Genomic DNA, 24172 nt, shown 5'->3' with positions numbered 1-24172 from the left:
GGAGTTGCGCAAACCGAGAACCATCTCTGTCGGATCGTCGTCCTCCCCTTCGTCCTCTGTCCATAACGGAGAAGGAGAACTGATGTGAAAGACGAAGCGAGTGCCAGGATCGAGGAAGAGGCGATCATCGCCATGCTGATGATGCGCGCCAAGGCGCTGGGCGAAAAGAATGCCAAGGACGCGCTTTCTTACGAGGTGGAGGATTCCGTCGAGTTTTCGCTGGCGCCGCCGCTTGCCTATTACGGCCAGGACGAGGCGGGCCTGCAGGCCTGGTTCGATACCTGGGAAGGCCCGATCGGCGGCGAGGTGCGCGATGCCAAGCTGACGGCCGGCGAAGATGTCGCTTTCTGGAGCGGCCTCATGCGCATGACGGGAACCAAGACCGATGGCGCTGAAGTCGATCTCTGGTTTCGCCAGACGCTGGGCCTCGTCAAGCGGGATGGCCGCTGGCTGGTCGCCCACCAGCACGCCTCGGTGCCCTTCGCCATGGATGGCAGCGGCCGGGCGCTGCTCGATCTCAAGCCCTGAACTGCGTCCTCAGGTGGCGCTCTCCGCCACCCTGCGCCGGTCGGCGCGAATGCTCAACAGTCCGGCGCCCATCAGCAGCAGGATTGCCGTCGCATAAATGTCGGTTGTCAGTGCGTAACCGGCTGATTTCGCCAGGAACCCGGCAAGGATCGCCGGCAGGCTGAAGGCGAGGTAGCTCTGCACGTAGAAGGCCGACAGCAGCCCGGCCCGCTCGTCCGGTTTGGCGAGGGGCATGATCGTGCCGATCGAGCCGAGGAAATTGGTGCCGAAACCGGCGCCGGTAAAAATCGTGCCGATGAGCAGCAGCGGCACATTGGCGAGATGCACGCCGGCAACGACGGTCAGGATGCCAAGCGTCTTGGCCGACACGCCGAAGCCGAGATTGGCCGAGGCCGTCTTGCTGCGCCTGAGATAGACGGCGATCGCCCCGCTCACCATCAATGCGGTGACGACGGCCCCGCCCGTCAGCGGCGCCCGGCTGCCGGTGGTGGTGGCGACCAACGACGGCACCAGGGAGAGATAGAAGCCGGCAAGCGTCCAGTTGGCGATGTTGATCGGCGTCACCAGGGAGAGCGGCCGTTTCACCTGCGGCGGAACGGTGACCCGTGGGATCAGCGAGCCGAGCGCGCCGGGTCGCGTTGCCCCGCTCTCGCGCGTCAGCCAGATGGCGGCCGCCTGCAGCGTGAAGGCGACAAGCAGCAGCGCATAGACCAGATGCATCGGGAAGGGGCCGTATTGGATCAGGGCGCTGGTGCCGACCGCGCCCACCGCCATGCCGGAAAGCGGCGCAATCGAGTTGACGATCTGGCCCTTGGCCCGGTCGACATCGACGAGCGCCGCTCCGAGCGAAGCGCCGGCGATCCCGGTCGCCAGCCCCTGGACGATCCGCGCCGCAATCAGCCAGCCGGGGCCGCTGGCGACGACGAAGAGGCCCATGGCGATGATTTCGAGCACCAGGGCGAAAAAGATCACCGGCTTGCGGCCGAGATGATCCGAGATCGAACCGGCAGTCAGCAATGCCGCCAGCAGCGCGAAGGCGTAGACCGCGAAGATCACCGTGATCAGCACCGGCGAGACGGAGAAGTTTTCCTGGTAGATCCGGTAGAGCGGCGTCGGCGCCGCGGAGGCGCCGAAGAAGGTGGCGAGCGTCAGCGCATGAAAACCGATCGAGGGGCGCGGCGAATTCTCTGTGGATTTGGCGACGGCGACCATATATAAGCCCCTTAAAGCTAAACCATTGCTTTAGCCTATGTAGAGCCGGCATTTTGTAAAAGCAAATTATTTGCATTAATAGGTCTGTCAAAGATTTTGAACCATCGGCGTAAAAGGGGGAAAGTTGCGCGCATGACAGTGAAAGAGAATCTCCGTCCGGGCGGCCGAAGCGCGAGGGTCCAGGCATCGGTGCACAAGGCGGTGCGTGAGCTGATGGCCGAGATGAGCCGTGCCGATGTGACGATCCCGCTGATCGCCGGCAAGGCGGGGGTGACGCCGTCGACCATCTATCGCCGCTGGGGCGACCTGCAGGAACTTCTCGCCGATGTCGCCGTCGATCGGCTGCGGCCGGATATGCAGCCGGTCGATGCCGGCAGCGGCAGAGCCGATCTTCAGGCTTGGGCCGAGCAATATGCCGAGGAAATGTCCTCCGGGCCGGGCCGCGAGATGATCCGCGACGTGCTGGCGGCGCAGGCCGGCGCAAATGCCTGTAAATGCGCCGAGTTTACCCGCCAGCAGATCGGTCTCATCGCCGAGAGGGCGAAGGCTCGCGGCGAGACCTTTCCGGATGTCGACCGGGTCATGGACCAGGTGGTGGCGCCGATCATGTACCGTATCCTGTTCGGCGATGTGCCGGATGCAGCACGCGTGCGCGATCTCGTCGCCCGTGTCATGGGCGCGGCGCTGTAAGCGGTCTCTTACTCAGCGGCGGCGCGCTTGAGGCCTGATATCTGGGTGATATAGGCGCGCAGCGCCGCCGGCCGCACGGGTTTGTGCTGAACGGCGATGCCGTATCGCTCGGCCTCGCTGCGCACCTCCGGCGTCCGGTCGGCGGTGATCATCAGGGCAGGGATATCGGCGCCGAACTGCCGGCGCAGATGCAGGATGGCGGCTATGCCGGTGCCGTCGCCGAGATGATAATCGGCGATGACGATGTCAGGCGGTCCTCCCTGGCCGTCGCTTGATATCACGTCGGCGAGGCAATCCAGCGCCTCCACCTCGCAGCCCCAGCCGCTGATCAACAGCCGCATGCCTTCGAGGATTTTCGGCTCGTTGTCGATGCAGAGGATCTTCAGTCCGCTCAGCGGCTGCCCCGGACGGTCGGCGGGCGTGACGGCCGCTGCGGCCGCGGCCGGGCGCGAGACGTCGAGCGGCATGGCGATGCGGAATTCCGTGCCCTTGCCATGGGTCGACTGCAGTTCGACCGGATGGTTGAGCACCCGGGCGATGCGGTCGACGATCGATAGGCCGAGCCCCAGGCCAGAGGCGGTTTTGGCGCCTTCGTCCAGCCGCGCGAATTCCTTGAACACCGTGCGGAATTTCGATGGCGGAATGCCGATGCCGGAATCGATCACCTGGATGATCACCTGGTTGCCGCGCCGCCGCGCGCCGACCAGCACCTTGCCGGTGATCGTGTATTTGATGGCGTTGGAGACGAGGTTCTGCACCAGCCGGCGCAAGAGGTTGGGGTCGGAGCGGACGCGCAGCGACGTCGGCATGACCACCAGTTTCAGCTGTTTTTCCCGCGCGATCGGCGCAAAATCGGTCTCGATCCGCTTGAGCAGGTCGGAGAGCGCGACGGCGGCGAGCCGCGGCCGCATGGCGCCGGTGTCGAGCCTTGAAATATCGAGCACCGCGCCGAGAATGGTCTCGACCGATTCCAGCGCCGAATCGATGTTGCGCACGATCGGGCTGTTGTCGGATTGCGCCATGCGCTCGACCAGCGCCGAGGAATAAAGCCGGGCGGCATTCAGTGGCTGCAGGATGTCGTGGCCGGCGGCCGCAAAGAAGCGTGTCTTGCCGATATTCGCCTCGTCGGCGGCGGCGCGTGCCTCGCCGAGTTCGCGGTTGACGCGGGTCAGCTCGGCCGTGCGTTCGGCGACGCGCTGCTCCAGCGTCTCGTTCGCCTGTTTCAGCGCCTGGTCGGCAGTGACGCGCTGAGTAATGTCGGTAAAGGTGGCGACGATGCCCTTGTCCGGCATGGCGTTGGAGCGCACCTCGATGATCCGCTCGCCGCCGTCAAGCACCAGCGAAAAGGGTTTGTCGAGCGTCAGGAAATGCCGCACCGTCTGGCTGAGATCGCCGGGCGCGATATCGCCGCGCTGGCTGAGCGTGGTGACGATCTCGGACAGGGGAAAGCCGACCTGCCCGGCGCTTTCCGGCAGATCCAGCAATTGCCGGAAGCGCCGGTTCCAGATCGTCAGCCGGTTGGAACTGTCGAAGACCGCAATGCCCTGGTCCATCTGCGACAGCGCCGTCTGCAGCATGTCCTGGTTATATTGCAGCGCCTCGCTCGCCTGGTCGAGCAACCAGGCGGTATCGGAAGAAGCATCTTCGATCTTCTGCAGGATCAAGGACAGCACCAGCCGGGCCGAGGACGAGCCGATGGCGCTGCCGAGCAGCTGTTCGCTGAAATGGATGAGCGCCATATCGGCCGGCTGCTCGTCCTCCAGCTTGCGGCCGGAGCTTTGTTCATAGGTGGTGAACGAGCGCTGCATGCGCTCTTCGCCGAGATAACGCGAAATCGCCGCTTTGAGGTCGCCGACGCTGATACGGGTCTTCCAGCCGCGCGTGGCAAATTGCGAGCGCGAATGCCGCTTGACGAAGATGCCGGCCTGAATGCGCTCCAGCGGCCTGGCATTGCGGGTGAGCGAACCGACGATGAAGAAGGCGGTGTTGACGAGCAGGCTCATGACAGTCGCATTGACGAGCGGATCGGCATCGGCTGCGGTGAACAAGGTGGTCCCGGGAAAGATGAAGCCGAGCACGGCGCTCGCCACATAGGAATAATCAGGCCCGCCGAGCGAGGGCAGGAACAACAGGTACACCCAGATGATGAAGCCGGAGGAAAGCCCCAGGATCGCGCCGCGCGCATTCGCCCGCCGCCAGATCAGCCCGCCGAACAGCGCTGGGGCGATTTGCGCGATCGCGGCAAAGGAAAGCAGGCCGATCGAGGCGAGGCCGGCGGTGCTGTCGGTCGAACGGTAATAGGCATAGCCGAATAACAGCACGGCGAAGATGGCGCTGCGGCGGATGTTCAGCAGTGTCTTGGCGAAATTGTCGCGCAGGCTGGCGCGGCCGGCGAGTTTGCGCCGGAGGAAGATCGGCATGATGATGTCGTTCGACACCATGATCGACAGCGCCACGGAATCGACGATGACCATCGCCGTTGCGGCCGAAAAGCCGCCGATGAAGATGATCAGCGAAATGACGGGCATCTGACCGGCAAGCGGCAGCGACAGCATGTAGAAATCGGCATTGCCGGCGCCGCCGAAGGTCAAGAGCCCGCCGATCGCCACCGGCAGCACGAAGAGATTGATGGCGATGAGATAGGTAGGAAACAGGAAGCCGGCGAGTTTCAGCTGTTTCGGCGTCCGGTTTTCGACAACCGTCACGTGGAATTGCCGCGGCAGCAGGATGATCGCGAAGGCCGACAACAGGATCAGGGTGATCCAGCGGCTGATCGGCGTATGGTAGCTGAGCGCCGACATGACCAGTTCGTTGTCGACGGTCTTCTGCCAGAGATCGGTCGGGCCGTCGAAGAGAAACCAGATGACGCAGACGCCGGCCGTCAGGAAGGCGACGAGCTTGACGACGGATTCCATCGAGACGGCGAGGATCAAGCCGTCCTGGTGTTCGGTCGCATCCGTATGCCGCGTGCCGAACATGATGGCGAAGCAGGCAAGCACCAGCGTCGCGAGGAGCGGCAGGTCGAGGAAGTAGAGATTGCCGCTGCCGATGCCGTAATCGGACGGATTGACCATGGCGCTGACGGTGCTCGAAATCGCTTTCAGCTGCAGCGCGATATAGGGAATGGCGCCGATCAGCGAGATCAGCGCGACGATCGTGGCGACCGTCGGGTTCTTGCCGTAGCGCGCGGCGACGAAGTCGGCCACGGAGGTGAGCTTTTCCGCCTTGGCGAGCTCGATGATGCGGCGAAGCAGCGGCATGCCGAGCGTGAAGACCAGGATCGGGCCGATATAGATACCGGCAAATTCCAGCCCCCGCTGCGCCGCAAGCCCGACACTGCCGAAATAGGTCCAGGAGGTGCAGTAGATCGCAAGGCTCAGCGCATAGACCACCGGCCATCCGCCTTCCAGCGTGCCCGGGCCGAGCATGCCTGGGCTGCGGTTCTTGCGGTCGCCATAGCTTGCCACGGCAAAAAGCAGGAGCAGATAGCCGAAGGCAGACGCGAATATGACCCAGCCTGGAAGCATTGACCCTCCGCCGGCGGAAACCCGCCGGGACCTCCCGCAACATTGGTCAGCTTAAGTTATTTCAGACGCTTTGAAAATTCCCGGCCATCTAGGCCTTAAGTCATAGGCCGCGAAGGGTATCGGCGAATAATTGCGATTGCCGATTGATGAATTGCAATGAAGGTGCAGCTACTGCATAATTCCTCAAGTCGAAATTGATTAAGAATAAATTGTGCGTCAATTCAAAGCGTTGCAGCCTCCTTCACGAGGCTGAAGAGAGGCGTGACGCTGTAAAAGACAGTTGCATATCTTTGAAATGCATCGAAGGGAGACGGATCCGATGCTCAATGAGTTCAAGGCCTTTATCGCCCGCGGCAATGTCATGGATCTTGCCGTCGGCGTCATCATCGGCGGCGCCTTCGGCGGCATCGTCAAATCGCTGGTCGACGACCTTATCATGCCGATCGTCGGCGCCATTTTCGGCGGCTTCGATTTTTCGAATTATTTCCTGCCGCTGTCGTCGGCCGTCAACGCGCCGTCGCTTGCGGCCGCCCGTGCGCAGGGAGCGGTGTTTGCCTATGGCAGTTTCCTCACCGTCCTCATCAATTTCCTGATCCTCGCCTGGATCATCTTCCTGATGGTCAAGGGCGTGAACATCCTGCGTGCCCAGGTCGAGCGCCAGGAAAAGGCCGCACCGGAAGAGTTGCCCCCGCCGCCCGCAGACGTGCAGCTGCTGACCGAAATCCGCGATCTGTTGGCCAAGCGCCCGACGGCTTGATCGGCTGGAGCCCGTCCGTTCCGGCCGGGCTCATTCATCACCAAAATCGATATGCCATCACTGGATATCATGGGATTTGCCGACGCAAATCCTCTATGAAGGCGAAAACCGGAGATATGCATGTCGATCTTGAGCAGCCTTAGCCCGCGCGCCGTGGCGGCGCCCGAAAGCGGGATCGTCGAAGTCGTCAATTATGCCCGTGGCCGTGAGGGCCTGTTGCCGCTCTGGGTGGGGGAAGGTGACCTGCCGACGCCGGATTTCATCAGCAAGGCGGCGATGGATGCGCTGGCGGCCGGCGAGACCTTCTACACCTGGCAGCGCGGCATTCCGGAGCTTCGCCAGGCGCTTTCGGATTATTACAGCAGACATTTCGGAATCCGGCTTCCGGTCGAGCATTTCTATGTCGCCGGCTCCGGCATGCAGGCGATCCAGATCAGCGTGCAGGCTCTGACCTCGCCGGGCGACGAAATGATTTACCTCACCCCCGCCTGGCCGAATATCGCCGCCGCCCTCGAGATCGCGGGCGCACGCTCGGTCGGCGTTCAGCTGCAGTTCGAAGGCGGCAAATGGGCGGTCGATCTTGACCGCATCGAAGCCGCGATCACGCCGAAGACCAGGGGGCTGTTCATCAACACGCCGTCGAACCCGACAGGCTGGACGGCAACCAGGAAGGATCTTGGTGATCTCCTGGCGCTGGCCCGCAAGCACGACCTCTGGATCATGGCGGATGAGATCTATGCCCTCTATTATTTTCCAGGCGGCCGTGCGCCCTCTTTCCTCGACGTGATGGAGCCTGATGACAAGGTCATCTTCGTCAATTCCTTCTCGAAGAACTGGTCGATGACCGGCTGGCGCGTCGGCTGGATCGTCGCACCCCCAGAGATGGGCCAGGTGCTCGAAAACCTGATCCAGTATTCGACATCGGGCGTGGCGCAGTTCATGCAGAAGGGCGCGGTCGCAGCCCTCAATGAAGGCGACGATTTCGTGCTCGCCAATATCGCCAAGGCGGCCCGTTCCCGCGATATTCTCTGCGATGCGCTCGTTGCCACCAACCGCGTCGAGACGCTGAAGCCGGATGGTGCGCTTTACGCCTTCCTGAAGATCGACGGCGTCACTGACAGCCGCAGGGCTGCGCTCGATATCGTCGACAAGACAGGCGTCGGCCTTGCCCCCGGCACCGCTTTCGGCCCCGGCGGCGAACTCTTTCTGCGCGCCTGTTTCCTGCGTGACCCAGCCCAGGTGGCGGTCGCCGCCGAGCGTCTCTGCGACTATATCCTCAAGCTCTGACCAACATTGGCCACGAGACCCCATCTGGTGGCCGGCCAAGTCGACTTTGTGCCGGAATCGCCGGATCGATAAAACTCTAGCAATGCCCGAAATCGGCCTCTAACCACGACTCCAAACATACCGGTTCAAAGGCCCTCGAACGGCCATTCGATAAGAAAATTGGAAAGAAAAACCGGCGCCTGATGCCCCTGCTTATAAAAACGAAAGCAGGGATGCGGGACATGGCGGTTTTGGTGACGGGCGGGGCCGGATATATCGGCAGTCACATGGTTTGGGCGCTGCTCGATGCGGACGAGGATGTGGTCGTGCTCGACCGCCTCTCGACGGGCTTTCGCTGGGCCGTGGCGCCGGCGGCGCGTTTCTATCTCGGCGACATTGCCGATCCCGACATATTGAAGAAGATCTTCATCGAAAACGACATCGAGGCGATCATCCATTTCGCCGGCTCCGCCGTCGTCCCGGTCTCCGTCGCCGATCCGCTTTCCTATTACGACAACAATTCCGGCAAGACCCGGGCGCTGCTGAGCGCTTCGGTCAAGGCCGGTATCCGCAATTTCGTCTTCTCCTCGACGGCGGCCGTCTACGGTCAGCAAAAGTCGGACCTGCCGGTGAAGGAGACTGCCTCCCTCAATCCGGAAAATCCTTACGGCCAGTCGAAGCTGATGACCGAATTCATGCTGCGCGATGCCGCCGCCGCCTATGATTTCAACTATGTCGCGCTTCGCTATTTCAACGTCGCCGGCGCCGATCCGCACCACCGTGCCGGCCAGTCGACCTCAGGCGCCACGCATCTCATCAAGGTCGCCTGCGAGGCAGCGCTCGGCAAGCGCGACAGCGTCCATGTCTACGGCATCGACTATCCCACGCATGACGGCACCGGCGTGCGCGACTACATCCATGTCAGCGATCTCACGGATGCTCATCTGAAAGCGCTGCAGCATCTGCGCAAGGACAGGGGCTCGCTCGTCGCCAATTGCGGTTATGGCAGCGGCTATTCCGTGCTCGACGTGCTGAACATGGTCACCCGCCTGCACGGCCATTCCTTCAAGATCCACATGGCGCCGCGGCGCGCCGGCGATTCCGCCAGCGTCGTCGCAGACGCGTCGCTCGCAAGGCAGGTGCTCGATTGGAAGCCCAGATACGATTCGCTGGAAACCATCGTCCAGAGCTCGCTTGATTGGGAACTGTTCCTGTCGAACAAGGGTGTCGACGATCTGCAGAGTATCCACCGGGCACTCGCCGCCGCGTCGTTCTGAGCGGCGCATGACAGCGCCGCGCGCCTTTTCAGACGCGCAGGACGCTGTAGCGCTTTGAACTGCTGCATCACTCCTTCAATCGATCTCGATTGAAGGAGTGATGCAATAGCCTGTTTATATCCCCCGCCTGCGGGGTCGCATGCCGTTACGTGAATAAGGAAAAATCAGGCTTTCTCTGGCTGGCTCGGGCCAACGGAAAAGAGAAGATGAAGAAATTTCTGGCCGCATTGCAGCTGCAAAAGGACAATCCGACGCTTCTGACGGCGCAGTTTCGGGCCCTGTCGTCACAGATCCCCATTCTCTACGTCCTCCTGATCATCAACGCCCTTGCAGTGGCGATCACCCACCTCAAATCCGCACCCCTCTGGCTTTCGCTCTATATTCCCGTCGCCCTGAGTGTCCTCTGCGTCTTCCGTCTCTGCTGGTGGGAGATCCGGGGCAAGGAAAACGTCACCGCCGAACGGGCCTATAAGCTGATGAAGGTGACAATGGTCGGGGCCGGCGTCCTGACTTTCGCCTTTGGCGGTTGGGCGATCGCGCTTTATCAATATGGCGACGCCTCCCAGCAGGGCCAGATCGCCTATTTCCTCGTCGTCACCGGCATCTCCTGCATCTTTTGCCTGATGCATCTGCCGATGGCGGCGGCACTGACCACTGTGATCACCTTCTCGGCCATGATTGCGACCTTCATGTTCTCGGGTAATCCCGTTTTCGTCGCCACCGCCGTCAGCGGCCTGTTCCTGATCCTGCCCTTCCTCAGGGTGATCAACAGCTATTTCCAGAATTTCGTCGGCCTCGTGCAATTGACCGAGGAGCTGAAGCAGAAGCAGGCGGAGGCCGAGGAACTGAACCTCGTCAACAGCCGCAACGCGCTGCATGACCAGCTGACCGGCCTTGCCAACCGCCGCAGCTTCTTTCTCTCGCTGGAGAAACGGCTGCAGAAGGACCCGTCCGCGCCGCCCGTCCTCGGCATTCTCGATCTCGACGGCTTCAAGCCCGTCAATGACGTCTTCGGCCATGCTGCGGGCGATCTCGTGCTCAAGGAGACGGCCCGCCGCTTCGTCGCGCTGGTCGGCGAAGAGGGCATCGTCTCCCGTCTCGGCGGCGATGAGTTCGGCATCATCTTCCCCTGTTCGATGACGCGCCAGGCGATCGCCGATCTCGGCCAGGCGCTCTGCGCCGCCGTCCGCGAACCTTACGAAATCCCCGACGGCTCGGTCCGCGTCTTCGGTTCCTGCGGCATCGTCTATCCCGATATCGGCGAGTACACGGCCGAGGATCTCTACGAGAAAGCGGACTTCGCTCTTTACCAGGTCAAGAGCAAGCGCAGCAGCGGCGTCGAATTCTTCTCGCCCGACCACGAGAAGATCCTGACGCAGCGCCACCTGATCGAACTCGAACTGCAGGCGAACGACTTCGCCAAGGAATTGAAACTGGACTATCAGCCGATCGTCGAATTGAGGAGCGGCCGCGTCGTCGGCTACGAGGCGCTCGCCCGCTGGGACAGTGCCCGCTTCGGCCGCATCAGTCCGGAAGCCTTCATTCCCGCTGCCGAGCGCACAGCGGTCATCGGCCGCATGACCCGCATCCTCTTCGCCAAGGCGCTCGAAGCGCTGGCGATCATTCCCAGGCATCTCAGGCTGTCCTTCAATCTCTCGGCGCGCGATATCTGCGACCACGAGACCTCGATGGCGCTGCTTGCCATGATCACCCGCTCCGGCATCGATCCGAAGCGCATCGAATTCGAGATCACCGAGACCGCACTGCTCTCCGATTTCGACACCGCCGATCAGGTGATCACGATGCTGCGCGCCGCCGGCATCTCGATCGCGCTCGACGATTTCGGCACCGGCTATTCGAGCCTCAGCCATATCCACCGTCTCGGCTTCGACAAGCTGAAGATCGACAAGGCCTTCGTGATGAATTTCGATCGCGACGCTCGTTGCATGAACATCACCCGCTCGGTCGCCAATCTCTGCCAGAACCTCGGCATTGCCTCCGTCGCCGAAGGCGTCGAAAGCGAAGAGATCGCCGAAGGATTGAAGGCGATGGGCGTTCGCCTGGCGCAGGGCTATCATTTCTCGCGGCCGCTGCCGCTGGAACTTGCCATCGACTACGCCGCAAGGTGCGATGCCGCGGCCTCCGCCCGCAATTCACTGTCTGCCTGAACAATCAAATCCGCGACCGGTCGCAAAGCGACTGGAGCGAAGCTGGATCGTCGTCTATTCATGGTCGTAACCGAGGAGGTAAACCATGCAGGACGGCGAAGTCATCATTGAACGGCGGGGCACCGCAGGCGTGATCCGGCTCAACCGGCCGCGGGCGCTGAACAGCCTGACGCTGCCGATGATCCGCGCGATCACCGAGGCGTTGCAGGCTTTTGCCGGAGATTCCGAGGTGGCAAGCGTCGTGGCCATGGGCGAGGGCGAACGCGGCTTCTGCGCCGGCGGCGATATCCGCGCCCTGCATGAGAGCGCCCGCGCCGGCGATGGCCTGGCGGCAAGCTTCTGGCGCGAGGAATTCCGCCTCAACCATCTGATCGCCTCCTACCCCAAACCCTATGTCGCGCTGATGGACGGCATCACCATGGGCGGCGGCGTCGGCCTGTCGTCGCACGGCCGCCACCGCATCGTTACCGAGCGCACGCGGCTTGCCATGCCCGAAACCGGCATCGGCTATGTCCCCGATGTCGGCGCCACCTGGCTGCTGCCGCGTAGCCCCGGCGAAGCCGGAACATGGCTCGGCCTGACCGGCCTCGATATCGGTGCCGCCGATGCCATCCATGCCCGCCTCGCCGACCTGCAGATCGCCTCGTCGCGGCTCGGCGCGGTGATCGATGCTCTGTCGACCCTGCCGCGCGGCAGTTCGTCCGGCGATGTCGATGCCGTCTTGCAGGCGCTTTCCGAGTCTCCGGGAGAAAGCCGGCTCAGGCAGAACGCGGCGACGATCGATCGCGCCTTCCGTTTCAACAGCGTCGAGGAGATCCTGGCCGCACTTGCCGGAGAGGAAGGCGACTTCGCCGCCGAGACGCGTCGGGTGCTGCTGACGCGGTCACCGACCAGCCTGAAGCTCGCTTTGCGGCTGCTCAGGGCCGGTCGTGGCAGCGCCTCGCTCGCCGAATGCCTCGGCCGCGAACTCGGCGCCTGCCTGCAGATGCTGGATAGTCCGGACTTCTTCGAAGGCATCCGCGCCGCCGTCATCGACAAGGACCGCAATCCGAAATGGTCGCCCGCGTCAGTCGAGGCCGTGCAGGCCGCAACAATCGAGCATTTCCTGAAACCGGCCGAGCCGCCGCTTTCGCTCTGAACTGCTCTGGGCCTATCGCCACATGCCGCGCATGCGGGCGCCGACATCGATGCGCACCTGCCGTGCCTGCGCTTGAGCGGCGGTCTGCGATTTCACCTGCGGCCAGCTGCAGGCCTCGAAGAACTGCAGCAGTGTCGCGGGAATGAAGCGGCTGCGTGAGGCATAGACATGCCGGTCGCCCTGCGAATTCTGCCCATAGGTGAAGAAGCGTTGCGGCACGACCAGATCGAGGCCGTCTCTCGCCCGCGTCATCGCGACATAGAGCAGCCGGCGTTCCTCCTCGATTTCGGCGCTGGCGCCGACGGCGAGATCGCTCGGAATGCAGCCGTCGACGACGTTCAGCATGAAGACCCGCGTCCATTCCTGGCCCTTGGCGGAGTGGATGGTCGACAGGATGAGATAATCGTCGTCGAGGAGCGGCACGCCCGCCTGGTCGCTGGTCGCATCCGGCGGGTCGAGGGTGAGCTCGGTGAGGAAACGCTCGCGTGAGGCATAACCGCTGGCGATCTGCTCGAGCTGCAGCAGATCGGCCTGCCGCGTCGCGGCGTCCTCATGCAGCCGTTCCAGATGCGGCACGTACCATTGCCGCGCCAGACCGATTTCCGCCGGCCAGCCGGCCTTGCCGGTCTTCAGCTCCTGCAGCATCGAAACGAAATCAGTCCAGTCCTCGCCGGAGCGCGGCGGCGCCGGCATGGCGGCAAGCGCGGATAACGGGCTGGCATCCTCGGCCATCAGGTCGAGCGCCTTCTGCGCCGTCGATGGCCCGACGCCCGGCAGGATTTGCATCAGACGGAAGCCCGCCACCCGGTCGCGCGGGTTCTGCGCGAAGCGCAGCGCAGCCAGCATGTCCTTGACATGCGCGCTGTCGAGAAACTTCAGCCCTCCGAACTTGACGAAGGGAATGTTGCGCCGGGTCAACTCGACCTCAAGCGGCCCGCTGTGATGCGAGGCGCGGAACAGCACGGCCTGCTGCTTGAGCTTGAGACCTTCTTCGCGGTTGTCGAGCACCATGTCGGCAACGTAGCGCGCCTGCTCGGCCTCGTCGCGCACCGTCACCAGGCGCGGCCGCTCGGACGATTGCCGCTCGGTCCAGAGATTCTTGGTGAAGCGCTCCGAGGCGAGATCGATGACGGCGTTGGCAGCCGCAAGGATCGGCTGCGTCGAGCGGTAGTTGCGGTCGAGCGTGACGATATCGGCGGCCGGGCTGAAGGCGGCGGGAAAATCGAGGATATTGCGCACCGTCGCGGCACGGAAGGAATAGATCGACTGCGCATCGTCGCCGACGACGGTCAACCCCTGGCCGCCGGGCTTCAGCGCCATGAGGATCGAGGCCTGCAGCCGGTTGGTGTCCTGATATTCGTCGACGAGCACATGGTCGAAACGATCGCCGATATCCTCGGCAATGACAGTCTCGCCGACCATCTGCGCCCAGTAAAGCAGCAGGTCGTCGTAGTCGAGCACGTTCTGGCTCTGCTTGGACTCGACGTAACAGGCGAAAAGTTCGCGCAGCTGTTTGTCCCACGCCGCGCACCAGGGAAAGGCGTCGCGCAGCACGAGATCGAGCGCGGTTTCCGAATTCACCGCTCGGGAATAGATGGCAAGACAGGTGCCCTTCGTGGGAAAGCGGCTTTCCGTCTTGGAGAAGCCGAGGTCGTGCCGGATGAGGTTCATCAGGTCGGCACTATCTTCGCGGTCGTGGATGGTGAAATCCGGATCGAGGCCGATCTGCTGGGCGTAATCGCGCAACAGCCGCGCGCCGATGCCGTGGAAGGTGCCCGACCAGGAAAGCGCGTCGGCCATGACGCCGGCATTGGCACCAAGCACATCGCGGCAGATGCGCTCGACGCGCCGCGCCATCTCGGCGGCTGCCCGGCGCGAGAAGGTCATCAGCAGGATGCGGCGGGGATCGGCGCCCTTGACGATCAGATGGGCGACCCGATGCGCCAGCGTATTCGTCTTGCCGGAGCCGGCGCCGGCAATGACCAGCAGCGGCCCGGCAATATGGCTGCCGTCGGTGAGCGTGCCGTGCTCGACGGCCATGCGCTGCTGCGGATTGAGCTTTTCGAGGTACATCCAGCCGTCCGGTCGGGCTCCCGCAGAATCACTGGGGAAAGATTAGATGTTCCTTGAATGTTCGCGATTGCCCTCGCTGTCAAGCGTTGTGGCGTGACGGCAGCCTCAGTCGGGGAAATCCGGGCCGACGACACGCCGCACCAGTTTCAGGCTGCGGTCCGGCTGAAGAATATAGGTTTCCTCCACGCGCTGGCCCGTCTCGTTGTAGAACTGGTTGTAGACGGCGCTGCCGACCGGCGACTTGGTGAGCTTCGTTCGCGGCTGGCCGCCATAGGTAATGCTGCCCGGAATGGGCTCCAGCGCCGGGCTATCGGCCGAGGAGCAGCCGGCAAGCAAGGCCGCGGTTAACAAGGCTGATAGAAGCGCTTTCATCGTCTTCATCCCTCTTTCGACTGCAGCCAGATATGGAAATCGCCGCGTCTTTCGCCAAGGGCTGTCCACCCGGCCGCAACGAAATGCCTCGCCGCGGCGTTAACCGATATCTACCAACATCAGGAGACGGCCACGGTGCTCGGATTTCCAGCATTCACCGACCATGAGGAGTCCGGCCGGCAGGGCCACAGCGATGCGGCGACGCGCGCTTCGGTGGAAAGCGCCCTTCATGCGGCCGGCGATATCGAAGCGGCGGACATCATCGTCAGCATATCGGGCGCCTATGTCGTCCTGGAAGGTTTCGTGCGCCGGCGCGGTGATGTCGAGCGGGCCGTCGAGATCGCCGAGAGCATCGTCGGCCGAGGCCATGTGCGCGGTCGCCTGCTGCGACGCTAGCCGGCCCGCGCGCCGTCATGTCTTGCGACGCATGAAGGGAACCAAAATGCCCTCCGCGGGTTGAAAGGCCGGACCCAAACGCTGGAGACCCTCATGCAGTCGCTTCTTCGCATCTCTGCAATGACCTTGATTACAGGCGGTGTCCTTGCCGGCTCCGCCCATGCCTCGCTGGAAACCGGCACGAATTATTCCGCTCTGCCGAAGGACCAGATCGCCCTCAACGAATATACCGGGGCCGTCGCCTGCCAGCCGGTAGAGCCCCACTATCTCCCCTCCTTCATCCGCGCGGCGGACGGTACGATCATCGGCGTCGGTTATGTCGAGGTCGAGGACGAGGGCGGCGCGGACTGCTGAAAACATGAGGACTTGCTCGGACGAGGCTCGCCTGCGTCTCCGCTAAGGGTACGAGCCTCTAACCATCATCATGATGGCTGGGCATCTTCTATGAAGACACCTGTACCAGGCGCAACACCTGTTGCACAAAAACCCGGCGCGAGTTCGATGCAGGGTTAAGCAAAATTAAAACATTGTTCCGTTCCGGCACGTTCCGTTTACGAACGACCTGAAGTGACCTGGAAATCCCGACCGAAGTGCAGCGCATAACCCCGAAAATCGGAATCGATTTTCGGAAAGGATTATGCGCCAGTTCAATGCAGCTTCAGCTTCGCCTCTTCGGCCGCCGCCAGGAACTCGGCTCTTGCTTCTTCCACGCTCTTGCGCCCGTCGAGCGCTGCCCGGCAGGCGCTGCGGGCCTTGATGTAACGAAGCCCGCGCATACTCGGCCAGAGATCCGCCAGGCACTTCAGCGCATCGAACGGACCATTGACCGTTCGCGCATCGGCACCTTCGAAACCGACCTTGACCGGGCTGTTCCATCTTTCAGTTGCCATCGATACTCCTCCACGATTGTCGACAGAAACGACGTGCAGCATCTCCCAGTTCCTCCGGGGAAACTCCGCCATGATAGGCATTCTAGCGCGATTTTTGCGGTCAACAATGGTGAATCGATTATTGCTGATGAGACGAAATGTCAGCCTGCATGGCCTTCCCGGCTCTCGTCAGATGGCTGCCCTGCGAGAGGTTGGTGAAACGGAGAGCGTGCGGCCGGGTCCCTTCGCCCCGTTTACGGGAGAAGGTGGCGGCAGCCGGATGAGGGGCTGGCCTCACCGAGTGAGCAAAATGATTCCTAATACTGAAAGAAAACTGGTGCTGCCGAGTGGGATTGAACCACCGACCTCACCCTTACCAAGGGTGTGCTCTACCACTGAGCTACGGCAGCAGGACCAGTACCCGTGCGAGCCGGGTGGCTCAATCGCGGGAACGGGGCGGCTATTGCCACAGCTTGACGGCAAGCGCAAGCAGCAAATTCCAACTTCGCGTGGATTGCCATGCAAGGGCCTTTTGGATCAGCGCGAATTCGGCTAATTCTTTTGGCATGAACGACAAGACCGAAACCGGCCAGCAGAGCCGCAAAAAGGCAATCGAGGCACAGGCGAAACTGCGTCGCGAGCGCGCCGCTGAAAAGCTCAGGGAAAATCTGGGGCGACGCAAACAGCAGGTGCGCGCCCGCCGTTCGGGCCAGGCCGACGAAACAAATGGACTGCCCGCCGCAAAAATGGACGAATCGTAATGTTCCGTCCCGGACGAATTGAAGCGTCGTCAGAAATCCCCTAAACACTCCACTCCTTATTCCAAGGCAGAACTTTCAGGAAAGGCGGGCGCGGCCCGTAAGCGCACATGGATCGTATCAGAATCGTCGGCGGTAATGAGCTGAATGGCATCATTCCGATTTCCGGCGCCAAGAATGCCGCACTGCCGCTGATGATCGCCTCGCTTCTGACCAGCGATACGCTGACGCTCGAAAACGTGCCGCATCTGGCCGATGTCGAACTCTTGATGCGCATCCTCGGCAATCATGGCGTCGATGTCGCCGTCAACGGCCGCCGCGAGCGCCAGGAAGATTCCTACGCCCGCACGATCCATTTCACCTGCCGCACCATCGTCGATACGACAGCCTCTTATGAGCTGGTCTCGAAGATGCGCGCCTCCTTCTGGGTCATCGGCCCGCTGCTCGCGCGCGAAGGCCATTGCCGCGTCTCGCTGCCGGGCGGCTGCGCCATCGGCACCCGCCCCGTCGATCTCTTCATCGAAGGCCTGACGGCGCTCGGCGCGACGATGGACATCGATGCCGGTTATATCAACGCCAAGGCACCGGCCGGCGGCCTGATCGGCGCGCGCTACACCTTCCCGAAGGTCTCCGTCGGCGCCACCCATGTGATGATGATGGCGGCAACGCTTGCCCGCGGCACGACGGTTATCGGCAATGCCGCCCGCGAGCCCGAAGTGGCCGATCTCGCCAACTGCCTGAACGCCATGGGCGCCAAGATCACGGGCGCGGGGACTGCGACGATCACCATCGAAGGCGTCACCTCGCTCTCCGGCGCCCGTCACCGCGTCCTGCCGGACCGCATCGAGACCGGCACCTATGCCATGGCCGTCGCCATGACCGGCGGCGACGTCGTGCTCGAAAATACCGATGTGGCGCTGCTCGAGACCGCGGTGGAAACGCTGCGCCGGGCCGGCGCGGAGATCTCGTCGACCAACAACGGCATGCGCATCAAGCGCAACGGCGCCGGCATCAAGCCGGTCGATATCGTCACCGATCCCTTCCCCGGCTTCCCCACCGATCTGCAGGCGCAGTTCATGGCGCTGATGACGCGTTCTTCCGGCGTCTCGCATGTCACCGAGACCATCTTCGAAAACCGCTTCATGCATGTGCAGGAGCTTGCCCGCCTCGGCGCCAGGATTTCGCTCTCCGGCCAGACGGCGAAGATCGAAGGTGTCCAGCGCCTGCGCGGCGCGCCCGTCATGGCGACCGACCTGCGTGCCTCGGTTTCGCTCGTCATCGCCGGCCTTGCCGCCGAGGGCGAAACCACGGTGTCGCGCGTCTACCACCTCGACCGCGGTTTCGAGCGGCTCGAGGAGAAGCTGACCCGCTGCGGCGCCATCGTCGAGCGCATCAGCGAGTAAACGCGCCCTTATCCCGGTTGCGTAATCCGCTGCGGCATCTTATTTCCCTTCTGACGCATCGCCATTCCGGCGGTGCCCGCGGGGGATGAGGCTGAATGACCGACCTGAAGCTTATTGCGCTCGATGACGAGGACCTTGCTGTCGTTTCCGCGCATATGCAGGACAGTGTCTTCAAGGTCGGAGACATCGACTGGTCGCCGCGCGACGCGCAGTTCGCGCTTGCCGTCAATCGTTTCGTCTGGGAAGGTGCCGAGCGCAAGCGCCGCGGTTTCGAGCGCCGCCGTGCCGCCCTGGTCTTCAAGCGTGTGCTGGCCGTCCGGTCGCTCGGCATCGATCGTGGCAAACGCGACGAGGTGCTGTCACTGCTGGCGCTGCGCTTCGAGCCGAAGGGCGAGGGGCCGGATGGTACGGTCGAGCTGTCGCTGTCCGGCACGGCCTCGATCGCGCTCGATGTCGAATGCATCGAGGTCCAGATGGCCGATATCGGCGGCGCCTGGGAGGCCTCTTCCAAGCCGCGTCACCGCTAGTGCATGTCGCCCGGAAGTGTGCAGCGGTTCCGGGATAACGGCATGCATAAAAAGAGCTTCAGTGCTTGACGCCTGAAGTTTGAATATCGCAGTTTCGAGTTGAGAGGGAATATCGGCCTTGGCAATCTGGCTGGATCAGGCATCGGAAGGTTTCGAGCAGCATTTTGCCGCCTTTCTGACGACCAAGCGTGAAATCTCCGAGGATGTGAACACCGTCGTTCGCGCCATCATCGATGATGTCAGGGCCCGCGGCGACGTGGCGCTCGCCGAATATTCGCTGAAATTCGACGGCATCGATTTCGCCACCGTGCCGATGCGCGTCACACCAGAGGAGATCGACGCCGCCGTCGAGGCGGTGCCTTCGGAAGTGCTGGGCGCGCTGAAGCTTGCGGCACTGCGCATCGAATCCCATCATCGCCGGCAGCTGCCGAAGGACGATATCTACGAGGACGACATGGGCGTCGGTCTCGGCTCGCGCTGGACGGCGATCGAAGCGGTCGGGCTCTATGTTCCGGGCGGCACGGCGAGTTATCCGAGCTCGGTGCTGATGAACGCCGTGCCGGCCAAGGTCGCCGGCGTCGATCGCATCGTCATCGCCGTTCCCGCCACGGGCGGCGCCGTCAATCCGGCGGTGCTTGCCGCCGCCAAGCTCGTCGGCGTCACCGAGATTTATCGTGTCGGCGGCGCCCAGGCGATCGCGGCTCTTGCCTATGGCACCGAGACGATCGCCCCGGTCGCCAAGATCACCGGCCCCGGCAATGCCTATGTCGCTGCCGCCAAGCGCCATGTCTTCGGCACCGTCGGCATCGATATGATCGCCGGCCCCTCCGAGGTGCTGGTCATTGCCGATAAGGACAACAATCCGGATTGGATTGCCGCCGACCTCCTGGCGCAGGCCGAACACGACGTCAGCGCCCAGGCGATCCTGATCACCGACGATGCCGCGTTCGGCAAGGCGGTGGAGCAGGCGGTCGAACGCCAGCTGAAGACGCTGAACCGCGCCGAGACGGCGGCGGCGAGCTGGCGCGATTTCGGGGCGGTTATCCTGGTTGCCGATCTGAAACAGGCCATTCCCTTGGCCAACCGCATCGCCGCCGAGCATCTGGAGCTCGCCGTCGCCGATCCGGACCGGCTGCTCGACGGCATCCGCAATGCCGGCGCGATCTTCATCGGCGCTCATACGCCCGAGGTGATCGGCGATTATGTCGGCGGTTCGAACCACGTGCTGCCGACGGCGCGTTCGGCGCGCTTCTCTTCCGGTCTTTCGGTGCTCGATTTCGTCAAGCGCACCTCGATCCTGCGCCTTGGCCCGCAGCAGCTGCGCAGCCTCGGCCCGGCGGCGATTGCGCTTGCGGTTTCCGAAGGCCTCGATGCCCATGCGCGGTCGGTCGCGATCCGCCTCAACCTCGAAAGGTGAGGGCATGGCGAAGGGCGAATTCCGGCTTTGCGACGTCGTCCTTGACGATACGATCGGCCGTTCGACGCCCGATGTCGAGCATGAACGCGCTGTCGCCATCTTCGACCTGATCGAGGAAAACAGCTTCGAGCCGCTCGGCCATGCCGGTGGGCCATACCGGCTGAACATCTCGCTGGTCGATTCGAAGCTGGTCTTCGCCATCACCACCGACGAGGGCGGCGGCGTCGCCACCCATATCCTGTCGCTCACCCCTTTCCGGCGGATCGTCAAGGATTACTTCATGATCTGCGAGAGCTATTACGAAGCGATCCGTTCGGCGACGCCGAGCCGCATCGAGGCGATCGACATGGGCCGGCGCGGCATCCACAATGAAGGTTCGCAGACGCTGAAGGACAGGCTGGCCGGCAAGATAGAGATCGATTTCGACACCGCCCGGCGCCTTTTCACGCTGGTCTGCGTGCTCTACTGGCGCGGATGACGGCAATGGATCGCGCCGCCGACATCGACGAGGGAAAGCGGCCGGGCGCCATCCTCTTCATGTGCGGGATGAATGCCATCCGCTCGCCGATGGCCGAAGCGATCGCCCGTAGCATTCTGCCGGCCAATACCTATATACGATCGGCCGGCGTTCGCGCCGGCGAGCGCGATCCCTTCGTGGATGCGGTGCTGGAGGAGATCGGGCTTTCCCTCGGCCGCCGCCAGCCGCAGACGCTGGAAGAGCTCGAGGACGATTATTTCGATCTGATCATCACCCTGTCGCCGCAGGCCCATCACGCGGCGCTCGAGTTGACCCGGTCGAATGCGATCGATGTCGTCTACTGGCCGACGATGGATCCCACGGTTGCAAGCGGAACGCGCGAGCAGATTCTGACAAGCTACCGCGAGGTTCGCGATCACCTGGCCGGCCTCATAGAAAGCCGGCTACTCAAGCGAAATGGCATCGCCGCGCAATCGGCATGAAAACAAATAAAGGAAAGCCTGATCAACAAGGTTCACAAACCATCGTTGATTGTGTAGTTTCCGCCCAAATTTTCAAGGCGCGCCCTGCGCTGCCTATTCAACCCACAGGAAGAAAACACTTATATGCCTAAAGAAGAAGTCCTCGAATTCCCGGGAATCGTCACCGAACTTCTGCCGAATGCGACGTTCCGCGTGAAGCTCGAAAACGAACACGAGATCATCGCCCATACCGCAGGGCGCATGCGCAAGAACCGCATCCGCGTTCTCGCCGGCGACAAGGTGCTGGTGGAAATGACGCCCTACGATCTTACCAAGGGCCGCATCACCTACCGTTTCAAGTAAGCTTGCCCAAGGCCCTGCAAGGCTTTTTCTCCCGTCTGCCGATGGTCGAGGTTCCATGACGCTGAAATACAAGCTCATTCTGGCCTCGGGTTCGCCCCGTCGCGTTGACCTGCTCAACCAGGCCGGCATTGAGCCTTCGCGCCTGATGCCGATGGATATCGACGAGGCGCCGAAGAAGTCGGAGCATCCGCGTTCGCTGGCCCGACGGCTTTCGGCTGAGAAAGCCGAAGCCGCCCTTGCCGCCATCAAGGGCGATATCACCTGGAAGGGCAGCTATATCCTGTCTGCCGATACGGTGGTCGCCGTCGGCCGGCGCATTCTCGGCAAGGCCGAGTTCGCCGACGAGGCGTTGAGCTCGCTGCATCTGCTGTCGGGGCGCAACCATATGGTCTACACCGGCGTTTGCCTGGTGACCCCGGATCGCAAGATCCGCCAGAAGATCGTCGAGACCAAGGTCCGCTTCAAGCGGCTCTCCGGCTTCGAGATCGAGAACTATCTGGCCTCCGGCCAGTGGCGCGGCAAGGCAGGCGCCTACGGCATTCAGGGCCTCGCCGGCACCTTCGTACAGAAGATGGTGGGCTCCTACACCAATGTCGTCGGCCTGCCGCTTTATGAAACCATTCTGCTTTTGACCGGCGAAGGCTTCGATGTGCATAGCCGGTGGCCCGAGGGCTGAGCCCGACGGCCGATCCTATAGGACAGACCGATATGCCTGAAGACAAGAAAGCGGCCGCCAAGGTCGAACCGCTGCGCAAAGCGCGCCCTTGCCCCGAATGCGGCAAACCTTCCCACCGCGAACACTACCCCTTCTGCTCCAACCGCTGCCGCGAGGCCGATCTCTCCCGCTGGCTGACCGGCGCCTATGCCATCCCGGTTGCCGACGATGAGGCCAAGGCCGATTATCCCGATGAGGAAAACTAATGCATGTCGCCCAAAAGTGCGCAGCGGTTTTGGGAGAACGACATGCATAGAAATAAAGGTCAAAGCGCGAGGAGCAGTCTGAAGGATTGCGACGCGCTTTAGAGAACTGCACCCGCGAAGCTCTTATATTTCCTCATGAATCCGCAAAGCCGGCAAGACCGTCAAAAAAGAGTCATTTGACGCTTGCCATGGCCGAACAAGATGCTATAACCCCGCTCGCTTCCGGGGCGAACCAAGGCCCCGCGGTTCTTTTCCTGAAAGGGGCCATCGGAAGCAGGTTAGCCCAGGTAGCTCAGTTGGTAGAGCAGCGGATTGAAAATCCGCGTGTCACTGGTTCGATTCCGGTCCTGGGCACCATTCAGTCTCTTAAAGCCAGTCTCATATGTTTGGTCTCGGAATAGCGGCAAGATTTTAATGGCTTAGCCCATATGTGCGTCCGTCTTTTCCACCTTTCTCAGCCTTCTGCATGTCATTCTCCACCTTTTGCCGGCCCGTCTCAGGTGGCTGTCGCCAGTAGCCAATAGCTCGCATCAGTTGACTTGCGCTTTCTTGAGACAGGTTCGCCTGTCTCGATCGACTCTGCTGCACCTGCGGAGAGCGCAAAAGGGCGTCTGCCGTGATGCCCTCCTCGATCAGCCAGCACGGCGCGGTTGAACGCCACCGGCGCCACCCGATTTCGCAACGTAGCGCGTCCGCTGTTGCGCCGGTGATGGAGTTCTCTCATCGCCGCGGCGATTCTTTCAGGAATGAGAGGGTTTGCAAGCAACGATGAATGGACCGCAAAACGAAATCAATAGAAGCTTGCCGAACTTCGTGACGTCGCCTCGTGATCGCGCGAAAACTGGGAGGAGATCAGGTGAAAGTCGCTCGGCATTGACGCCGTCTATGAAGTTCGCGGACTTAAGTCATCAAATAAGGCACTGAAAAAGCATGCATTTCGTGCGAGGCAGTGCAGCGGGGAACGACAGGCAAATTGCCAGCGTCGAGATCGCCGCGACAGCTTTACGATGATTTTCGACCTTTTTTGCTGGCACCCTGACGCCTCTTTTTGGCCAGGGCGCTGGAGCTCCGGCGTGAGGAGGGTGCAGCCGGGCACCGCTTTGTGGAGGAAGTGAAATGAAAAAGTTTATCCTGGGCACTGCGATGGCGCTCGTCATGTCGACGGCGGCTCACGCAGAAACCGTCGGCGTCTCGATGGCGAAGTTCGACGATAATTTCCTGACCGTTCTGCGCAACGGCATGACCGATTATGCAAAGACACTCAGCGGTGTGACGCTGCAGGTCGAAGACGCACAGAACGACGTGTCCAAGCAGCAGAGCCAGATCCAGAATTTCATCGCCTCCAAGGTCGATGCGATCATCGTCAACCCTGTCGATACCGATGCGACGACGGCAATGTCGAAGCTTGCGGCCGATGCCGGCATTCCGCTGGTTTACGTCAACCGTCAGCCGGTCAATGTCGACACGCTGCCGGAAAAGCAGGCCTTCGTCGCCTCCAACGAGCAGGAATCCGGCACGCTGGAAACCAAGGAAATCTGCCGCATTCTCGGCGGCAAGGGCAAGGCCGTGGT

General features: G+C 62.4%; 24 protein-coding genes and 2 tRNA genes. 20 read left to right on the top strand and 6 right to left on the bottom strand.

The annotated features are described in order from the left end of the window. The first annotated feature begins 84 nt into the window (after positions 1 to 84). Positions 85 to 528, top strand: coding sequence for a nuclear transport factor 2 family protein (locus FHT75_RS12735; protein ID WP_028756813.1), 444 nt, complete (start codon positions 85 to 87; stop codon positions 526 to 528). 9 nt (positions 529 to 537) lie between these two features. Here FHT75_RS12735 and FHT75_RS12730 read toward each other — a convergent pair whose 3' ends face one another. After that, entirely contained in the window at positions 538 to 1740 is a 1203-nt protein-coding gene (locus FHT75_RS12730) for an MFS transporter (protein ID WP_183844915.1), read from the bottom strand. 132 nt (positions 1741 to 1872) lie between these two features. On the opposite strand from FHT75_RS12730, the gene FHT75_RS12725 reads away from it, so the two are divergent. Beyond that, the gene (locus tag FHT75_RS12725; RefSeq protein WP_063473919.1) at positions 1873 to 2430 is read left to right on the top strand and encodes a TetR/AcrR family transcriptional regulator; all 558 of its coding nucleotides are present in this window, start codon (positions 1873 to 1875) and stop codon (positions 2428 to 2430) included. 8 nt (positions 2431 to 2438) lie between these two features. On the opposite strand, the gene FHT75_RS12720 is transcribed toward FHT75_RS12725, so the two are convergent. Further along, on the bottom strand, positions 2439 to 5957 hold the full coding sequence (locus FHT75_RS12720; protein WP_028756816.1) for a hybrid sensor histidine kinase/response regulator: 3519 nt from the start codon (positions 5955 to 5957) through the stop codon (positions 2439 to 2441). A gap of 319 nt (positions 5958 to 6276) precedes the next feature. Here FHT75_RS12720 and mscL point away from each other — a divergent pair, with 319 nt between their 5' ends. From mscL to FHT75_RS12695, 5 genes are all read left to right on the top strand, one after another. Beyond that, entirely contained in the window at positions 6277 to 6714 is a 438-nt protein-coding gene (gene mscL / locus FHT75_RS12715; protein ID WP_028756817.1) for a large conductance mechanosensitive channel protein MscL, read from the top strand. 120 nt (positions 6715 to 6834) lie between these two features. Continuing rightward, positions 6835 to 8001, top strand: a complete 1167-nt coding sequence (locus tag FHT75_RS12710; RefSeq protein WP_028756818.1) for a pyridoxal phosphate-dependent aminotransferase — start codon at positions 6835 to 6837, stop codon at positions 7999 to 8001. Between the two features lie 221 nt (positions 8002 to 8222). Next, positions 8223 to 9257, top strand: coding sequence for a UDP-glucose 4-epimerase GalE (gene galE / locus FHT75_RS12705; protein WP_028756819.1), 1035 nt, complete (start codon positions 8223 to 8225; stop codon positions 9255 to 9257). A gap of 206 nt (positions 9258 to 9463) precedes the next feature. Further along, a complete protein-coding gene (locus FHT75_RS12700; protein ID WP_028756820.1) occupies positions 9464 to 11425 on the top strand; it encodes a putative bifunctional diguanylate cyclase/phosphodiesterase in 1962 nt (653 codons plus the stop codon). 85 nt (positions 11426 to 11510) lie between these two features. Further along, a complete protein-coding gene (locus tag FHT75_RS12695; protein ID WP_028756821.1) occupies positions 11511 to 12563 on the top strand; it encodes an enoyl-CoA hydratase/isomerase family protein in 1053 nt (350 codons plus the stop codon). A gap of 12 nt (positions 12564 to 12575) precedes the next feature. Here the strand turns inward: FHT75_RS12695 and FHT75_RS12690 are convergent, their stop codons facing one another. Continuing rightward, the gene (locus tag FHT75_RS12690; protein ID WP_028756822.1) at positions 12576 to 14636 is read right to left on the bottom strand and encodes an ATP-dependent helicase; all 2061 of its coding nucleotides are present in this window, start codon (positions 14634 to 14636) and stop codon (positions 12576 to 12578) included. A 105-nt stretch (positions 14637 to 14741) separates the two neighbouring features. Further along, positions 14742 to 15008 (bottom strand): hypothetical protein, encoded by a 267-nt coding sequence (locus tag FHT75_RS12685; RefSeq protein WP_028756823.1) that lies wholly within the window; start codon positions 15006 to 15008, stop codon positions 14742 to 14744. A gap of 135 nt (positions 15009 to 15143) precedes the next feature. Here FHT75_RS12685 and FHT75_RS12680 point away from each other — a divergent pair, with 135 nt between their 5' ends. Together FHT75_RS12680 and FHT75_RS12675 are read left to right on the top strand one after the other, a co-directional pair. Further along, complete coding sequence (locus FHT75_RS12680; RefSeq protein ID WP_028756824.1) at positions 15144 to 15404, top strand: BON domain-containing protein; 261 nt, start codon at positions 15144 to 15146, stop codon at positions 15402 to 15404. 93 nt (positions 15405 to 15497) lie between these two features. Further along, positions 15498 to 15758 carry a hypothetical protein gene (locus FHT75_RS12675; protein WP_028756825.1) on the top strand — a complete coding sequence of 87 codons (261 nt, stop codon included), beginning with the start codon at positions 15498 to 15500 and terminating at the stop codon, positions 15756 to 15758. A 293-nt stretch (positions 15759 to 16051) separates the two neighbouring features. Here FHT75_RS12675 and FHT75_RS12670 read toward each other — a convergent pair whose 3' ends face one another. Both FHT75_RS12670 and FHT75_RS12665 read right to left on the bottom strand, forming a co-directional pair. Continuing rightward, the gene (locus FHT75_RS12670; RefSeq protein ID WP_011650393.1) at positions 16052 to 16294 is read right to left on the bottom strand and encodes a DUF982 domain-containing protein; all 243 of its coding nucleotides are present in this window, start codon (positions 16292 to 16294) and stop codon (positions 16052 to 16054) included. Positions 16295 to 16608: 314 nt separating this feature from the next. Further along, positions 16609 to 16683, bottom strand: a tRNA-Thr gene (locus tag FHT75_RS12665). Between the two features lie 156 nt (positions 16684 to 16839). On the opposite strand from FHT75_RS12665, the gene FHT75_RS12660 reads away from it, so the two are divergent. From FHT75_RS12660 to FHT75_RS12610, 11 genes are all read left to right on the top strand, one after another. After that, the gene (locus FHT75_RS12660; RefSeq protein WP_028757477.1) at positions 16840 to 17034 is read left to right on the top strand and encodes a hypothetical protein; all 195 of its coding nucleotides are present in this window, start codon (positions 16840 to 16842) and stop codon (positions 17032 to 17034) included. 107 nt (positions 17035 to 17141) lie between these two features. Continuing rightward, positions 17142 to 18434, top strand: coding sequence for a UDP-N-acetylglucosamine 1-carboxyvinyltransferase (murA, locus tag FHT75_RS12655; protein ID WP_028757476.1), 1293 nt, complete (start codon positions 17142 to 17144; stop codon positions 18432 to 18434). A 95-nt stretch (positions 18435 to 18529) separates the two neighbouring features. Beyond that, on the top strand, positions 18530 to 18961 hold the full coding sequence (locus FHT75_RS12650) for a DUF2948 family protein (RefSeq protein ID WP_028757475.1): 432 nt from the start codon (positions 18530 to 18532) through the stop codon (positions 18959 to 18961). Between the two features lie 118 nt (positions 18962 to 19079). Beyond that, entirely contained in the window at positions 19080 to 20378 is a 1299-nt protein-coding gene (hisD, locus tag FHT75_RS12645; RefSeq protein WP_028757474.1) for a histidinol dehydrogenase, read from the top strand. A gap of 4 nt (positions 20379 to 20382) precedes the next feature. Next, the gene (locus tag FHT75_RS12640; RefSeq protein WP_028757473.1) at positions 20383 to 20856 is read left to right on the top strand and encodes a UPF0262 family protein; all 474 of its coding nucleotides are present in this window, start codon (positions 20383 to 20385) and stop codon (positions 20854 to 20856) included. Beyond that, positions 20853 to 21338, top strand: coding sequence for a low molecular weight phosphatase family protein (locus FHT75_RS12635; protein ID WP_028757472.1), 486 nt, complete (start codon positions 20853 to 20855; stop codon positions 21336 to 21338). Before FHT75_RS12640 ends, FHT75_RS12635 begins: the two co-directional genes overlap by 4 nt. 123 nt (positions 21339 to 21461) lie before the next feature. After that, a complete protein-coding gene (infA, locus tag FHT75_RS12630) occupies positions 21462 to 21680 on the top strand; it encodes a translation initiation factor IF-1 (RefSeq protein ID WP_003545338.1) in 219 nt (72 codons plus the stop codon). 55 nt (positions 21681 to 21735) lie between these two features. Further along, positions 21736 to 22356 carry a Maf-like protein gene (locus FHT75_RS12625; RefSeq protein WP_028757471.1) on the top strand — a complete coding sequence of 207 codons (621 nt, stop codon included), beginning with the start codon at positions 21736 to 21738 and terminating at the stop codon, positions 22354 to 22356. Between the two features lie 32 nt (positions 22357 to 22388). Continuing rightward, on the top strand, positions 22389 to 22601 hold the full coding sequence (gene yacG, locus FHT75_RS12620) for a DNA gyrase inhibitor YacG (RefSeq protein ID WP_028757470.1): 213 nt from the start codon (positions 22389 to 22391) through the stop codon (positions 22599 to 22601). A gap of 281 nt (positions 22602 to 22882) precedes the next feature. Further along, a tRNA-Phe gene (locus tag FHT75_RS12615) sits at positions 22883 to 22958 on the top strand. Between the two features lie 759 nt (positions 22959 to 23717). After that, positions 23718 to 24172, top strand: a 455-nt coding sequence (locus FHT75_RS12610; protein WP_183844916.1) for a substrate-binding domain-containing protein, incomplete at its 3' end; no start/stop codon positions are given.

It is taken from the genome of Rhizobium sp. BK112 (assembly GCF_014193215.1).
GTDB lineage: Bacteria > Pseudomonadota > Alphaproteobacteria > Rhizobiales > Rhizobiaceae > Rhizobium > Rhizobium anhuiense.
The sequence above is the reverse complement of the archived record's forward strand: the minus strand, read 5'-3'. Positions and strand labels throughout refer to the sequence as shown.